We start from the raw sequence: 16,345 nt of genomic DNA, 5'->3' as shown, positions 1-16,345 counted from the left end.
GAAATTCGGTTAAATCTTATATATCTTTTCTAGTTGCATAAAATAAATTGACGATAAATAACACAACTATAGATGCTGATGAAATGAACCATTGCCAATGCGTGAATGTATAATCACCTGATGTTGTTTTAGAAGTTAAATAGCTAAATGGTACATATTTTAATGAATCTTTAATGTCGTCCCCAATTTTAGGAATCATTGGTAAGAATGGTTCAGCAAATGGAACAATTAATACTAAAAAGATTCCTAATGTAAAGATTAATGCCGTTTTAGGAACGATTAATGAGAATAAATAAAGCAATAATCCATAGAATAAATGGAAAATAAAGAAAAACCATAAGAGTTCAAAGAATTTATCTGTTTTTACATTTTTACCATCTACAATACCTTGTACAATTAAGACAAATACAACCAGAGCGGCAGTTATCATAATTGAAATCAACAGTATAGAAATCACTTTGGCGATAACATAGCCAGCACGACTTGATTTCTTATTCATATATAATTGAATCGTACCTTGTGAGATATCTCTTGTGATTGTTTTAATAACAAACAGTAAACCCATTAATGAGAAGAACCAACTACCTGCCGATAGTAATGTATTACCATTCATTTGATCTGACTGTTGAACAAACAATACAGTAAACCCTATTAATGGAATAATAGTTAGCAGTAATGCTAAATAAGTCAAAGGACTTTTAAAAATACTATACATATCATATTTTACTAATTGTAAACTATTCATTATTTCCCGCCTTTCTGATTAATATTAAAGTAAGTATCACGTAAAGAACTCTTACGAGTTTCAATAAATTCTGGATAAATGCCGATTTCAGCTAATCCTTTTAATAGTGATTTGTAGTTCTTTTGAGCATTCAATATTATTTCATTATTTTCTTTTAGTGATTGAATAACTTCATGATGTTCGTTTAAATGTGCTAATGTTTTATCAAATTCGTCTGTTGCTACAATAACCACTGTAGAATCAGTAGGTGCACCTGATTTCATATCTACATCTTGCACGAAATTACCATCTCTTAGAAATACTGCTCTGTCACAAATCAACTCAATATCTTCTAATTTATGGCTAGAAATTAATATTTTCATTTCCAATTCTTTTACTAATGATTGAATTGTTTTCAATACATCTATAGAACCATCTGGATCCATGCCATTAGTAGGTTCATCTAAAATAAGATACTTGGGTTTGTTCATTAATGAAACTGCTATTGCTAATTTTTGTTTCATTCCCATTGAATATTTTTTAACTTTTTTCTTAATATACGGTCTCATACCAAATGCATCGATAATATAATCTGTATATTTTTTGTCAAAACCTTTTCCTAAGACATGTGCAAATAATTTCAAATTATATAGTCCTGATTTATTATCATATAATTTAGGATGTTCAATTAGATAACCGATATTTTCTTTATTTCCTAATTTTACTTCACCTTTATAATTAATAATATTTCCATTCATTACTTTCATTAAAGTCGTTTTTCCGACACCATTTTTACCAATTAAACCTACAATTTGGCTATGGCCAAAATCAAAATCTATATGATCCAGTACATTATTAGAACCATAGGTCTTAGTTATATCGTGTAATTGCATTAATTTGCCTCCTTTTGTTGGTTACTTATTTTTTTGTATTGTATAAAGTAGTTACTAATAAAGAAAATAATGCTAATAATTAAAAAACCATATTTATAGAGCAATTCTAAGTAATTCAAAAATATAGGTTGATGCCCTATCAAAGATTGTATGCCTACAGCAATGAGAATCATTAAAAATGGTATAAATAAAATCATTATCAATAAGTAAACTAAATATGAAATATTCTCAGATTTTTGTTCTAAATTTCTCTTAAATGCGATTGGTACAGCGAATAAATTAATCGCTATATAAGAAAATGGCAAGGTTATACTATACGAAATTCCCGTCTTAGAAACTGTTGAACTAGGAATATTATATAAAGATAAAATACCTGCACCGATTAAAGTAAATAATAAAATAGTAATATATGTTGAATCTAATAATGCTTTCTTAGACACTGGTAAACTACCAAAGAAGTCTAGTGATTGTTTGTGACCCAATCTACTGTGAAAGCGAAAGGCATGACCAGAATCTAACAATGAAACAAAAAGAATAATCATTGCAACAATAGATGAAAGTATTCTAATGATCAACAAGTCATTGTTAATCAGTAATTGAATTGGTGCAAAAATGAGCAAGAGACTATACAACACAATGGTTTTTTTACGTAATTTAAAGTTTCTAATAATTAAATTTTTCATCTAACGTCTCCTTCATTTATTCTCACTTTCATGTTCCACTGCTGTACTGTCACCTTTTTCCAAGTAAACCATTAATTCTTCTATCGTCGGCTTGGTAATTGCAACTTTATTACCAAATATTTCTTTGAAGACATTGGCTTGGTCAGTTAAGGCGACATATCCTGTTTTGTTTTTTTCATAGTAATGCATCAATCCAAACAACTCATCGTCTAGGTGTTCAGAATCACCTTTAACAACTTGATATTGATTCATAATTTGATCTAAATAATCATTCAATACAACTTTACCGTCTTTAAAGTAAATTAAGTAATCTGCAATTTTCTCTAGATCTGAAATGATATGTGTCGATAAAAAGACTGTTTTTTCTTCATTAATCAATTCTTGCTGTATTATATCTAGGACTTCGTTGCGTACGATTGGATCCAATCCAGAGGTCGGCTCATCTAAAATGAATAACTCAGCTTGATGACTGAAGGCAATCGCAATTGATAATTTCATCTTCATTCCAGTTGATAAAGTCTTAATCTTACTGTTATATGATAAATTGAATTTTCTTAAGTAGCTGTTAAATAACTCATGATTCCAATCGTCATAAAAAGGAGCTACAACCGATTCAACCTTATTAATAGTCCATTTTTCATTTAAATATAAATCCGAGTAAACGAAACCAATTTTATTTTTCAACGCCACAGCATGTTTGCGCATTGACTTATCAAACACAAAGATTTCTCCACTACTTGGCTCAATTAAATCCATTATCATTCTAATCATGGTCGTCTTCCCAACACCATTGGAGCCGATAAAGCCTGTTACATACCCTTTTGGAACTTGAAAGTTAATATCTTTTAATGCAAAGCCACCATATTCGTAATTAACGGCATTAACTTCTATTGCATTCATTCCTCGTCCTCCTCATATATCATTGCTAGGATATCTTGCAATTCAGAGAGAGACATACCAATCGTTTTAGCTTCTTTGCTAATTGACTTGGCTAAGGATTCAATCACAATAAATTGTTTTTCCTTCAATATCGAACTATCTTGTTCCTTTACAAAGGTGCCTTTTCCTCTAATAGTGAAGACGAATCCATCTTTCTCGAGATCTTCGTAAGCACGTTTGGTGGTAATTACACTAACACTTAAATCTTGTGCTAATTCACGCATTGAAGGTAAGTGTTCGCCGGGATCAACGTAGCCTTTTAAAATATTTTCTTTAATTTGCTGTTTAATTTGCTCATATATGGGGCTCTCACTATTATTTTTTAAAAGTATTTTCATTAACGTCCTCCCTTATCACTGTATATATACAATATACACAATATATCATTAGTTGTAAACATCTTTCTGTTAAATATGTGATTAATACATGGAAAAAGGCTTAATTGAGTATACAGTATATACACAGTTAAGCCTTGTAATTACTTATAAATTATTTTTTGTGGTGTTTATTTCGTTCTTTCCTATTATTATTTCGATTAATAAACGCGCAAATCATAAACATTATTGCAGCTATTAATAATTTAATACCAGATGATTCATTACCATTCGCCTGTAAATAATATCCTACAATAAATGAAATAATTGCTGAGCACACAAAAACTTTAGTTAAATGTCTCACCTAATCACCCCGAACATCGTAATTATAGCAAACAATAATTTAATTTTCTAAATATACTATTAAATTTATTAGTATATGAACAGTTCTAATTCTATTATATACAATAAAATATAATGTTTGCAGAGTTATATCATTGATGATAAAATTGTAAATGTATCCACGAATTATACTACACAACCCCAAGTCTGGTGTCGCAGACTTGGGGTTTTTGTGTAGGGCCACCTATTTGTCTTTCCAATTATTTTCTAACCAAACACGGAAAATAACAAGTAAGCAACCCGTTATTAGCGTTCCTATAATTTCTTGCCACCACGATATCATACTACACCTCCCACAGTAAAAAGTGCCATGTGGAATTTGATGGCCTGTTCTTATTTTAACATAAATAGAACATATGTTCGATAAAGGTGTCAGTTTTTTTATAAATTTTATTTAAAATGTGGTCAGGACTTTAATTTTAAATGATTTCAAGATAATATAGGAAGTAACAATATGTAAAGAGAGGTAGACCATCCATGAATCCATTAGCTTTAGATTTAAATGAACAATTGTCTAAATCAAATCCAGAAATTGCAGATATGCTTTCAGATTTAGGTAAATTAATGTATTATCCGAAAGGTATTTTATCTCAATCTGCTGAAGCCAAAGCTACAAAATATAATGCCACAATTGGTATGGCAACTTATAGCAATAAAAAGATGTACGCAGACACTTTAAATAACGTTTTTGGCGAATTAGAACCTGATGAAATTTTCCCTTACTCACCTCCTCAAGGTATCGAACCCTTACGTGATTTATGGCAAGAAAAAATGTTGAAAGAAAATCCAGATTTAAATAAAACGGATATGACTAGACCTATTATCACAAATGCATTGACTCATGGTTTATCATTAGTTGGCGATATGTTTGTAAACAGTGGTGATACAATATTATTGCCTACACATAACTGGGGTAACTACAAACTTGTTTATAGTACAAGACATAGTGCTGTTTTCGAAACGTATGATATTTTTGATGAAAATGGTAATTACACTACAGATGCTTTAGTGAATACTTTAGCGAATTATAATAAAGATAAAGTAGTACTTATATTAAATTATCCAAACAACCCAACAGGTTACACACCTACTAAAGATCAAGTTAATCAAATCGTGACAGCTATCAAAGACTTAGCAGAACGAGGTACTAATGTCATCGCTCTTGTTGATGATGCATATTACGGATTATTCTATGAAGATGTCTATACTCAATCTTTATTTACTGCATTAACAAACTTACAGTTAAAAAATCTACTTCCTATACGTTTAGACGGTGCAACTAAAGAATTTTTTGCTTGGGGCTTAAGAGTTGGTTTCATTACATTTGGTGTAAATGATGAAACAGCAAAATCTGTATTAGAAGCAAAGGTTAAAGGTATGATTAGAAGTAATATTTCTAGTGGTCCTATGCCTTCCCAAAGTGCAGTGAAATACGTGTTAGAACATAATGAAACGTTCGACCAAGAAATTCAACACAATATCGATACGTTACAAGCACGCTATGAAGTCACTAAAGATGTCGTTTATGATGAAAAATATAAACCATACTGGCAACCATATGAATTTAATTCAGGTTACTTCATGGCTGTACAAGTCAAAGGTGTAGATCCTGAGACATTACGCACACATTTAATTGAAAATTATTCAATCGGTATTATCGCTTTAAATAAGACAGATATCAGAATTGCCTTTAGTTGTGTAGAAAAAGAAGACATACCGCATGTATTTGATTCTATCGCAAAAGCAATTGCAGAATTACAAAATTAATTAAACTAAAAAGGAACAAGCACTAAACTACAACGTCACTTTTATTAAGTGAAACGTTAAATTAGTGTTTGTTCCTTTTATTTATTGTTGTTGTTTTAATACTCGTGACATTTCTTCAATTTTACCGGCATGTAATGGAATGTGTATCGCATTTAATACAAGCAATTCATCTAATGTATTACAACCTGCAATTGTTTCAGTCAATTCCTGTTCTAATTGTTGATCCGTTAAATTTCTCGCTCTATCAGGTACAGTTTTTAAATAATTAAAAATTTCATCGATTGATGGTATTTCTTTATCTCCCCATTCTGTTGGAGAACTACCATATCCGAATAATTCATTATATTTAACCACATCTACTTCGTTTTGTTCACATAGAGATAAGCCAGATTCAAATATCGTTAATACATGTCCGTATTGCCAATGAATTGTATTTGGAAACAGCTCAAATTTGTCATCTAAAACTTGATCGTTATCCCATTTTTCATATCCAGACAATAGATAATTAATTCCAGTATCAATAACCTCATAAACTGTTTTCTTTGTCATAATTATTCTCCCTTTCGTAAACAAGTTGAAAATCATACAAAGCATTACACCTTTGTAGCGAAACTATTTTCAACTCTACCCTAATATCAAATGTTTATTCAGTGCACAATAAATACTAGAATATTTATAAAATATCAATAGCTAATAAGTAGCATATCAAATTCATTCCTTATTAGAAATTAAATCAACTTATTAACACTAACATATGCTGTAATATTACGATGGAGTTAGACAAAGCATTAACCTTATTCAATAATTATTTCTGTAAGATAGCTAATAATTGTAAAAAGGCAGGTGTACCTATATTGTCTTTACGATAAACAAAAGAAATGGGTACATCTTCAAAAATTTCATTTATTTCATAAAAATCAACATCAATATCAGGTCTGTTATGTAATACAGACAATGGTAACATTGCAATGCCTATGCCAGCTTTCACACAACCTAAAATACCATCTAAAGTATTTAAAGTCATGACACTTTGAATAGCTATATGATTATAGTCCAACCAATGTTCAAAGTAACTTCTATAAAAACACCCTTGTTCAAAGACAATAATTGATTGTGGTAGGTTAGTCTGTAACAAGTCCTCACTACCCTTTTGAGAAATAACAATCATTCTTTCTTCGTATAATGGGACTTGTAACAGTTCTTTTTCATTAACCTCTCCTGATAAAAATGCGCCGTCTAGATTTCTAGCTTTAATATACTCAATGAGCTGTTTAGATGAACCAGTAGTAACATTTAATTTAGTGTTATTATCTGTTCTGCGAAAGGCTTCCAATATTTCAGGTAACCTTGTCGCTGCAATCGTTTCAATTGAACCAATTTTTAATGTGGATTGTTTTACTTTAACAATATCTGCTTCTGCTTTTGCTACAAGAGAAAGTATGTCATTAATATAAGTTAAGAGTACCTGACCTTTTGCTGTAGGTGTAATTTCTCTCTTATCTCTATAAAGTAGTTGCGCATCGTAATGTTTTTCCAAACGCTTAATCTTAGCAGTTACATTTGACTGTACGTAGTTTAATTCAATTGCAGCTTTGGTAAAACTTTTCATATCACATACCGTTTTAAATGTTTTTAAATCCTCAATTTGCATTTTTCATATCACTCCAATTTAACGCATCACGCTATAACTCTTAGCACTACTGATCAAACCAACCAATAAAATAACCGTTGCAAATCCTAAAGCTAAGTTATAATTTCCCGATTCACCTATCAAAACACCTGATATACTAGGCGCAATCATTTGTCCTACACTATAGATTACGGTTAACGAGGCAACAAAGTTAGTCTTAGTATTAAAGCGATACATCATAGTTTGACCTTGAGATAAAAAGAGTGTAGTTAGACCTAAGAAAGTACCGCCAAATAATATAGAACTAATAATAATGCTAACTATATTATGAGAAAAGATTGGTAAACAAACACCAATTATCTGCAAAGTAAATGCTAAATATATTGCTTTCTCTCTAGTGATCTTATCAGCAATCATTGACCAAAGTACTGTTGAAGGAATTGCACCTAATCCAACAAACATCCAACTGAGCGAAGCATAGTCTGCAAATTGCGGTATAGATTTTACAATAACAACTAAAAATGTACCTGTTATAATATATCCTGCCCCCTCACAGAAATATGCAATATAGAAATATCTTTTAAATTTAGCATTAATAGATTGTGTTGCTAAATGGTTATGACCTTGTGCACTCTCCTTTTTCAAAGGTGTATTATCTTTCATTGTAAAAAAGACAAACATGGCTATAATCATTGAAAATATACCTAATGTAATCCATAACGCTTGCCACGATACATAACTCGTAGCGAAAAATATATAAATACTACTTACAAAGAGTCCCATACCAACAGCACTATACAATAGACCAGAAATACTTTCTTTATGTGCTTGTCTTAATGCATCTAACACAATATTAGAAGCCAATACAAACACTGTACCACTAGTAATACCGCCTATTAAACGTAAGACCAACCATACAACATAATGGTTCGATACTCCCATTAATACTGTACTAGCAATATTAATTAGTAAATATATTTTCAAATCGATCGCTTTTGATTTGAAAACAAACCAAATTGGTATAATAGCGCCAATCAGATAACCTAAATAATTGGAAGTTGCTAAATAACCTGAAGTTTGACTATTTAACGCTGTAGCTGATTGCATAATCGGTAATATTGGTGTAAATGCAAACCTACTGATTGCCATAACTATAAATAAGGCTATCATTCCTAATATCAATTGCTTGTACGTTCTATCTAACATGCTTTGCCCTCTTTTCGAATCAGAATTATACTTTATATTATACGGCGAAACTTCTATCAATAAAAATGATGATTTTTGATTAATTTAATCAATATTATTGATGATAATTCTTCCGATTTAAGTCAATTTCTCCTTATAATTCTATAAATTTATTTTTCCTCTTATACGCATTTATCGTGTAATCATGTTAGATGAATCATTTTCTAAATTGATGCCATAGACATTACAATTCATTCTACACGTTATTATGACGTAACTTAGAGTTAAAAATGATGTCCAAGTGACGTGTAGTTGTGCTTATGATAATATCGAAATATAATCAATAGTATTAAGCGATAGACAATCTTTCGTATAATAGGAGGTATGATGATGACTTCGAAATCGGAGACCAGCAAGGTAATTTTAGATTTGGCTATTACATTAGACGGATTTATCGAAGGAGAAAATGGTGAAGTTGATTGGTGCATCATGGATCCTGAGATGTCCTTTACAACGTTCCTAAATCAAATTGATACAATACTATATGGAAGAAAAAGTTATGATTTATGGGGACAATTCACGCCAACGAATGACGCAACTGAAGATGAAAAGGAAATGTGGAATATAATTCACAGCAAAGTAAAATATGTATTTTCTAAATCGCAAACCTATCCAGAGGAAAATGTTCACGTTATCAGCAAAGATATTTCCAAAACAGTGAATCGATTAAAACAAGAATCTACAAAAAACCTATGGTTATATGGTGGTTCAAGCCTAATCACTACATTTATTGAATTAAATTTGATTGACGAATATAGACTCTCAATACACCCTGTTATCTTGGGATCAGGAAAACCACTATTCGATGATTTAAAGCATAGATTAAATTTAACATTGATTGAAACAAACACCTTTACTTCCGGTGTCGTTCAACTCATTTATCGTACCCACTAGAATTATAGAAATCTTGATGATAATATTATGCCAAACGTTTACTAAAAGTAAAATTAACATCAAAGTAATAAAACTGCTAATAGAAAAAATTAATTAAAAAGTAATGATATCCATAACAATTTAATTAATGATAGCACTTTCTATTATGACTCATGCTTATAATCAATAAATTAACAACCTAACATCACCATAAACATATCAAATTGGTTCAACAATACCACTGTTATTCACTTTATAAAAACAATCTATGCTAAAAATTATTCTAGCAGGAGTGATTTTATGAAAAAAGACGATAAACTAAATGTTTATGAAATGATATTTACTGTTTTTGCTATCGTATTTCTAACCTTGGGAGCTTTAATCCTGTTTGATTATATACATATTAATAATCAATTTGGAAATTTATATTTTTTCGCCTTCTTTATAACTATGTTTATTGTATATATTAGAAGATCGAAAGTCATTGCGTTACTGTATTTAATAGCAGGTATTTTATATTTAATAAGTATAATAAATAATTAATGGCCATCTCTAAATTATAAATAGATGGTTACTTTGCTCTATTGCCAATTTAGTTATGTAAACGAAGACTAAGAGTCAGCGACTATAAATTATCTATTGAAATTTTTTATATTTCCGCTACTAATCCAACTATTTGTTAAATGCCTAAAATAGATATTAATAGTAGATAATCACTTTTAAACAATACAAATTACATTATATTTCATATAACAAAGACACCTCCCAAAAGTTTAGTAAACTCATGGAAAGCGTCTCAAAGAATAATTTTAATGCCCGACAAGTTCAGCTGAACCTATCGGGCATTTATTTGAACTTTTTAAGTCATTGTTATGTCTTCGAAAATCGAAAAACGTTGTAACAACGGCTTTTATAAGCCGTTTTACATCATTCCAGGCATTCTGTATATATACAAACTACTATAAATACGTTAACAAAAGACCGTTAAATCAATGTTTTATAAATTTACATATGCCATTATTTTTAGTTTTTTTATTCTGTTATGACCAAATTATGACCACACAAAACTTATTCATTCCCGTATGCGTGAGATTCCTTTTAAAAAGCATTAACAGATGATACACGACCACCGATATTAGCTAAACTCTTTATTTTAGTCACATGATTCAAATTAATAATTAAATCATAAGGTTTTATTACGACTAATATATTACCAGCTGATTCTTTTTCATTAATTTTTGTAATACGTTCCTTTTCTCCAGATACAAAAAATAAATCTAACCCTTGTACTTCATCTTTTTGTAATAATCCTCTTACTAAATTTGCATCCATTTTTATTCATGTCCCCTTTTTTATTTTATTATCTCAATTATACTATAAATATCATTATAATTATAAACTTATCTGCTATAATTGTATTATCAAATACATTGGGGGAAATATTTATGAAAATTTCAGAATTACAGCAACTAGATTTTTTATTACAAATAGTTAACGCACATTCGGACAGTAAAGAATTTAAACTAGTCTTTGGACTTAAAGGGAATACTTATTCAGGAAACTTTGTACCCAGTCTAAAAACTGATTTTAATTTTAGACGTTTCTACATTAAATTGTTAAATTTATCGGATCTAGCAGATTTACATGAAGAATCTTATGAAGAATCTTTTAAATACATCAACGTAAAAAATAGTGAATGGAAACATTTTACAGCACACCATTCTGGAGAGCTTGGTAAAACAGATTTAGGTATCTTAATTAAAGCTAGTAGTAGATTATCAAGTGTTGATTATTTAAGATTATTAGATGAAACATCAGTACACTATAATATAGAATTCAGTGAAACAATACCACCTTATATTTATAATGTGAACAATTTAATCGACAAATTACCTATTAACTTCATAAAAGTTGATGAAGATGCAGAATTTGACTTTGTAAGTTTGATACCAGAAAATACATTATAAATTAGTACCAGGTCTTAATTTATGGTATAATGTAATTGTACCTAAAAGGTACAGTCTTAAGTTCATTTGTCGTATAGGGTTGCTCGATGTTTTCTAAATCATCACTTCTCAAGTTGGGTTCACTTGAGAAAATCTATGTCTATACAAATGAATTTTGTTTGCATATGGTTCAAATAAAAGATATTGTTTTGCAGTTTATGGGTCTATATCCATATAATAGCCATCCTTTATAGGGTGGTTTTTTTACGTTTAATTACCAACTATCCAATTATTAGTTTCTCGATGCAACACAATCCACTTCTCAGCATACAAAAAGCCCACTAATTAAAGTAGGCTAGTAATTATTCTACACTTGTAGCAAATAATGTCAGTGTGTGATTCATACCATTGTCATTTGTAATAGATTCAATATCGTATTCTTTACCTTGATATTTCACTTTGTGATGATGTTCAATACCTTTACGATAACGAATGATAAAGCGTATCGGCTGTTTATTTGCTTCAAGTCCAATACTCGTTATAAATTCATCACCTTTGAGTGTTTTGATATCCGCCCATGGTTTAGCAACCGTATATGGAATCATTGGATCATCAGGAAAAAACGCATTAGGGTCTTGCTTATAACCTTTAATCTCTATTCTATTATTAAAATGATATGCCATTTGTTTCACCTCTTTTATATATTATGCGACATCGCACAATTTGAAATGCGACCATGTGGTCGTATTCGTTTTGACGACAAAACTTTTCGCTGTGCAACTGTTGCACTACGCTTTTTGTTGGTATGTGCCAACATTTGCGCACGAGCGCAATTTTGAAACATCGAAGCGCTTCGACATTTGTCCAACAATTGGACAAACTCAGGCGCGCGCGCGCTTACATCGCCCTTAAGAATTGCTCATAGTTATCAAATAGTCCAACATACGAATCTAACATGGACGCTGTGCCATCTATACGTCGTTTCGGTGATTGATTCTTAATAGGTACGATATTGCCGTTCCTATCAGTTTCTACACCAGTGTTCGTTAAACACCACTTCAATATAGGATGGTTATTATAATTAATTTTATGCTTCTCTAAATCAGCGCCCATATTCTGCATTGGTAAACTTAATGTTTTAGCCCCTTGTGGCGTACGTACTAATTTAAAGCCGTAACCTTCCATTTCATCTACCCAATATCTAGCCGAATAGTTATCATAATATATCCACAGTGGCGTAATATCGTAGTCATTCAACATCTCAAGAAACCAGTCTGTGATGTCGCTGTAGTCGATTGTATTGCCACTACATAGCCTTAGTAAGCCTTGTTCATACCATTTGTCATACGGTATCTTATCCTCGTCTACACGCTTTCTGAGATTGTCCTCAGGTAGCCAATACATCTGATGGACGTAACGCATTTCTGTATCAGGATCTATGAATAATAATGTGGCACAACTTAAATCTGTAGTTATGGATAAGTCAGCACCACCTATCGCATACCAACCTGCAAAGTCTTTAATATCAAATGTAGCTTCATTGTTGATTGCTTCAAATGTAAGCCATGCATTATTGGTTACTTCACGTATGTTAAAATCTTTCGTTAAGATACCTGTTAAGTCATTCATATTATTTTTAGCACGTGCCACTTTACGCTCAATGTCCTCAACCTTTTTAGATACACCTAGTGCAGGATTTGCCTTTTGCCAACAATCCGGTAGCTTGTATTCTGCCTTGTGATCTAACTCATACATAACTGGTAAAAAGTTATCATCTTCAAAATTACCATCAACCACGTTACATGCATACTCGTATAAGTCATCAAATATAGTGCCCCGATGTGTACCAGCAGTCGTAATCATGATGAGTAAAGGTTGTGTACGTGCCGATTGTGATTGTTTCATTACTTCATATAAATTTCTGTCTTGGATTGAGTGCAATTCATCAATGACCACAAGTTGAGCATTAAGCCCATCAAGTGAGTTAGAGTTTTTGCCTAGTGATTGCATCTTGCTAAAGTTATGTGGAAAATATAAATCACTTTTACGCTTACGAATATTTTTATTTAAATCTGGGCTTTGCTTAATCATTTCATGTGCTTGGTCAAACAGTATGTTAGCTTGGTCACGTTTAGATGCAACTGAGTACACTTCTGAGCCACTTTCACCATCTGCAATCAACATATATAATGCAATCGCAGCAAGCATGGTACTCTTACCATTTTTACGCCCTACAAAGAAGAATGATTCAGTGTAACGACGATAACCTGTGTCCTTATCTACAAAGCCAAATAGCGCCGATATATACGCACGTTGGAATAAGTCTAATACTAATGGTTTGCCTGCCAATTCCCCTTTAGAATGCTTACAGAATGATTCTATAAACTTAATAGGACGGTTCGCTTTAGCTTCATCAAATACATATTTCGGGTGGTCTTTCATATCCTTAATTAAATTCTGATATTGTTTCTTAACACGTTTTGAAACAGTAATACTACCATCTTGGATTGCTTGGTAATACTGCTCAATATAGTTAGGCATTTTCTACAAAGTCCATAAATGCATCAGATTTATCAGACTGTTCAGGTATTAAGGATAATAATTGTTTCATTGTTGCATTGTACTTAGTCACAGTGGTGTTGTATGACTTCATAGCAGGGTTTTCTTTAAGATATTCTTGTTCCCCTTGCTTGAATATATACGTAGCACCATGAAGCTGTATGGTTTTCTTGAGTTCTTCCATTGCTTCTTTCATGAATACCAATTCTTCTAGTAGATCATATGCCACTGCTTGGTTCATGTTTTCTTCTTTATCAATCTGTGCTTTAACTTTATCTAAATTAATTGAATTGTATAAATTATTCATATATTTTACTCCTTATATAAGTTTAGGCACCCCTAAATATTCTAAATCTTGAGTAGAGGAAAAGTTGTGCCCATCGCCGTTTCCCTTTGGTCACGACTTCTAAAAAATAAATGGGGGGTCTTTAATTTTAAAATTATATTATATTTTTATTAAATTTCCTTTTTCATCAAATTGTAATCCTTCTGCGACTGCATGACTTCCAAAATGTTCTTTGTTATGACAGTCGATACACAATGCTTCTAACAAATCCCAATTATAAGTAACCATTGGATCATTCACATTGCTCTCATTCAACCAAACTTTGTGATGACATATCGTAGCTAGTCCTCCACATCGCTCACATATATAATGTTGCGATGACATGTAGCCAGTCCTACACTTCTCCCACTTACTCGTACGATAAAAGCGTTCTGATACACTTCTAGCCATTGTATGAGCGTCCTAAAGCTGTTAATGATACCAATAAGCCATCTATCGTACGTTTAAGTCTCTCACTGTCCTGTGTCTGTGGGTCAAACCATAATTGCAATATGAATCCTGATACTGTCTTTGCCAATGGGTGAACTTCATAATCTAACCAATCACGACCAGTCGTCAACTCTAAGTAACTTGGTATTGATTCTATCAATGGTAGTATCACATCATCGTTGTAATCTCCATCAACTCTTAATGCATTGCGTGCATCTTCTATACTTATAATCATATGTTCACTTCCTTTACTCCGTTCCGGTCCTTGGTCCGTAACGGTATATGTTGTTTACATGTGGACCACGGTCCATATCTTATTATAAGAAAGGACACCAGTCACAACTGATGCCCTAACTGTTCTATATAGTTTATGCTGTTGGTGTTGCACCTGATAACTTAACAAATGCCTCATCTACTAATGGTTTACAATCTGCGATAGCCATTGCTCTAAAGTCAATCAATCCACTACGGAATGATGATTCAGTTGATTTCTCTAATGCAATGCCTTGTGGTAAGTTAAAGCCTGCATATTGGAAGTTACCTAATAGAATTGTTCCATCTTCGATATGGTCATCCAGAATACATTCTTTGCCAAAGATATAGCCTACACTTTCATTTTGAGCATCTTGGATAAAGATTGGGCGTTGGTTTGCGTCCATCACACCGTACACAGTGTTATATAAAGTTGCGTTACTCATTGCAAATTTAGCACCTGCATTATAGCCACGTTTCATTAATGCTAATGCTTTTGTGAAGTCTGTGTAAGCGCCTGTAAGCTCTACAGTGTTTGATGTGTCCCAAGTGATACCAGTTAAGATACCTTGACCTTGTTCGTTACCTGTACCGTTCACAAGTGCATAATCGATTGTTTCCACGACAGCTTGTGTTAATTCTTGTACAAGATATTGTTCAAACGCTTGGATACTCATTGTTTGAGCTTTTACACTGATTGAGAATACTTTAACAATCTCATTGCCTTCAAATTGAATATTCACTGTGTCAGGGCGTTCTGCTTGTACTTCTTTCCCTTCAGTGTGCCAGTTAGCCATTGATGATGGTGTACCAATTGGAATACGAATCTTAGTCGGGATATTAAAGTTACGTACATGTGAAATAAGTCCACCTTGTGTACGTGCTTTAGAAATCACTTCGTTTAAAGTTTGTTCAGGTAACACAGCGCTTGAATTACTTGATGATGCAAAACCTTCTGCACGTGATTCAACTTCTTGTGCTGTATTAAATGCACGTTGTTCAATATTAGATAAGTCTTGTCCTAGCATTGTTTTAAAGAATGCTGAACGATATTCGTTAGATTCAAAAATAGTATCCTTATTTAATTCTTGTTGTCCTCTGATTTGTCCACCTGTAATTGGGTTATATGAACGATTTTCCACATTGCCATCTCCTTCGTTGTTTTCTTTGTCTTTAATGTTTTCTTTAGCTTGATTTAAGCCTTCAATTTCTACATTTAATTTAATAATATCTGCATCAGGGTCATTCTCGATTGTGCCTTTAATTTCCCCTGCACGTGTTTCAATTTCTTCTAAACTTGAGTTTCTATAATGGTTAAATGCTTCTTGTACTGTATTAAACAT

General features: G+C 31.9%; 21 protein-coding genes. 4 read left to right on the top strand and 17 right to left on the bottom strand.

The window, feature by feature from the left end:
• Positions 1-16: 16 nt before the first annotated feature.
• The 7 genes from pmtD to ACY191_RS06355 form a co-directional block, all read right to left on the bottom strand.
• Entirely contained in the window at positions 17-745 is a 729-nt protein-coding gene (gene pmtD, locus ACY191_RS06385; RefSeq protein WP_042739384.1) for a phenol-soluble modulin export ABC transporter permease subunit PmtD, read from the bottom strand.
• Complete coding sequence (gene pmtC, locus ACY191_RS06380) at positions 745-1,617, bottom strand: phenol-soluble modulin export ABC transporter ATP-binding protein PmtC (protein ID WP_042739385.1); 873 nt, start codon at positions 1,615-1,617, stop codon at positions 745-747. Before pmtC ends, pmtD begins: the two co-directional genes overlap by 1 nt.
• A complete protein-coding gene (gene pmtB / locus ACY191_RS06375) occupies positions 1,617-2,300 on the bottom strand; it encodes a phenol-soluble modulin export ABC transporter permease subunit PmtB (protein ID WP_042739386.1) in 684 nt (227 codons plus the stop codon). Before pmtB ends, pmtC begins: the two co-directional genes overlap by 1 nt.
• 12 nt (positions 2,301-2,312) lie before the next feature.
• Positions 2,313-3,200 (bottom strand): phenol-soluble modulin export ABC transporter ATP-binding protein PmtA, encoded by an 888-nt coding sequence (pmtA, locus tag ACY191_RS06370; protein WP_229366871.1) that lies wholly within the window; start codon positions 3,198-3,200, stop codon positions 2,313-2,315.
• Positions 3,197-3,577 (bottom strand): PSM export ABC transporter transcriptional regulator PmtR, encoded by a 381-nt coding sequence (gene pmtR / locus ACY191_RS06365; protein WP_042739388.1) that lies wholly within the window; start codon positions 3,575-3,577, stop codon positions 3,197-3,199. Before pmtR ends, pmtA begins: the two co-directional genes overlap by 4 nt.
• Before the next feature lie 151 nt (positions 3,578-3,728).
• A complete protein-coding gene (locus ACY191_RS06360) occupies positions 3,729-3,917 on the bottom strand; it encodes an SE1626 family protein (protein WP_229366870.1) in 189 nt (62 codons plus the stop codon).
• 222 nt (positions 3,918-4,139) lie between these two features.
• Positions 4,140-4,235: a Trp-rich small protein gene (locus tag ACY191_RS06355; protein ID WP_229367409.1), complete on the bottom strand. Its 96-nt coding sequence runs from the start codon at positions 4,233-4,235 to the stop codon at positions 4,140-4,142.
• A gap of 197 nt (positions 4,236-4,432) precedes the next feature.
• Here ACY191_RS06355 and ACY191_RS06350 point away from each other — a divergent pair, with 197 nt between their 5' ends.
• Positions 4,433-5,722 (top strand): aminotransferase class I/II-fold pyridoxal phosphate-dependent enzyme, encoded by a 1,290-nt coding sequence (locus ACY191_RS06350; protein WP_229366869.1) that lies wholly within the window; start codon positions 4,433-4,435, stop codon positions 5,720-5,722.
• Between the two features lie 81 nt (positions 5,723-5,803).
• Here the strand turns inward: ACY191_RS06350 and ACY191_RS06345 are convergent, their stop codons facing one another.
• The 3 genes from ACY191_RS06345 to ACY191_RS06335 form a co-directional block, all read right to left on the bottom strand.
• Complete coding sequence (locus ACY191_RS06345) at positions 5,804-6,271, bottom strand: DinB family protein (protein ID WP_042739391.1); 468 nt, start codon at positions 6,269-6,271, stop codon at positions 5,804-5,806.
• A gap of 256 nt (positions 6,272-6,527) precedes the next feature.
• Positions 6,528-7,373, bottom strand: a complete 846-nt coding sequence (locus ACY191_RS06340) for a LysR family transcriptional regulator (protein WP_229366868.1) — start codon at positions 7,371-7,373, stop codon at positions 6,528-6,530.
• Between the two features lie 18 nt (positions 7,374-7,391).
• Positions 7,392-8,558, bottom strand: coding sequence for a YbfB/YjiJ family MFS transporter (locus tag ACY191_RS06335; protein WP_229366867.1), 1,167 nt, complete (start codon positions 8,556-8,558; stop codon positions 7,392-7,394).
• 369 nt (positions 8,559-8,927) lie between these two features.
• On the opposite strand from ACY191_RS06335, the gene ACY191_RS06330 reads away from it, so the two are divergent.
• Positions 8,928-9,491 (top strand): dihydrofolate reductase family protein, encoded by a 564-nt coding sequence (locus ACY191_RS06330; protein WP_229366866.1) that lies wholly within the window; start codon positions 8,928-8,930, stop codon positions 9,489-9,491.
• Between the two features lie 279 nt (positions 9,492-9,770).
• A complete protein-coding gene (locus tag ACY191_RS06325; protein ID WP_229366865.1) occupies positions 9,771-10,013 on the top strand; it encodes a hypothetical protein in 243 nt (80 codons plus the stop codon).
• A 555-nt stretch (positions 10,014-10,568) separates the two neighbouring features.
• Here ACY191_RS06325 and ACY191_RS06320 read toward each other — a convergent pair.
• A complete protein-coding gene (locus tag ACY191_RS06320) occupies positions 10,569-10,802 on the bottom strand; it encodes a hypothetical protein (RefSeq protein WP_463269962.1) in 234 nt (77 codons plus the stop codon).
• A gap of 113 nt (positions 10,803-10,915) precedes the next feature.
• On the opposite strand from ACY191_RS06320, the gene ACY191_RS06315 reads away from it, so the two are divergent.
• Positions 10,916-11,437: a hypothetical protein gene (locus tag ACY191_RS06315; RefSeq protein ID WP_463269961.1), complete on the top strand. Its 522-nt coding sequence runs from the start codon at positions 10,916-10,918 to the stop codon at positions 11,435-11,437.
• 341 nt (positions 11,438-11,778) lie between these two features.
• On the opposite strand, the gene ACY191_RS06310 is transcribed toward ACY191_RS06315, so the two are convergent.
• The 6 genes from ACY191_RS06310 to ACY191_RS06285 form a co-directional block, all read right to left on the bottom strand.
• Positions 11,779-12,099 carry a phage head closure protein gene (locus ACY191_RS06310; RefSeq protein WP_463269960.1) on the bottom strand — a complete coding sequence of 107 codons (321 nt, stop codon included), beginning with the start codon at positions 12,097-12,099 and terminating at the stop codon, positions 11,779-11,781.
• A gap of 214 nt (positions 12,100-12,313) precedes the next feature.
• Positions 12,314-13,957: a terminase large subunit gene (locus ACY191_RS06305; RefSeq protein ID WP_463269959.1), complete on the bottom strand. Its 1,644-nt coding sequence runs from the start codon at positions 13,955-13,957 to the stop codon at positions 12,314-12,316.
• Entirely contained in the window at positions 13,950-14,282 is a 333-nt protein-coding gene (locus ACY191_RS06300) for a hypothetical protein (protein ID WP_463269958.1), read from the bottom strand. The genes ACY191_RS06305 and ACY191_RS06300 overlap by 8 nt, the downstream gene beginning before the upstream one ends.
• Before the next feature lie 138 nt (positions 14,283-14,420).
• Entirely contained in the window at positions 14,421-14,711 is a 291-nt protein-coding gene (locus ACY191_RS06295) for an HNH endonuclease (protein ID WP_463269957.1), read from the bottom strand.
• A complete protein-coding gene (locus ACY191_RS06290; RefSeq protein ID WP_463269956.1) occupies positions 14,704-14,985 on the bottom strand; it encodes a head-tail connector protein in 282 nt (93 codons plus the stop codon). Before ACY191_RS06290 ends, ACY191_RS06295 begins: the two co-directional genes overlap by 8 nt.
• A 133-nt stretch (positions 14,986-15,118) precedes the next feature.
• Positions 15,119-16,345: a phage major capsid protein gene (locus ACY191_RS06285; protein ID WP_463269955.1), complete on the bottom strand. Its 1,227-nt coding sequence runs from the start codon at positions 16,343-16,345 to the stop codon at positions 15,119-15,121.

The sequence above is a fragment of the Staphylococcus sp. TCBT05 genome, assembly GCF_055179755.1.
This window is presented reverse-complemented; position numbering and strand designations above follow the sequence as displayed.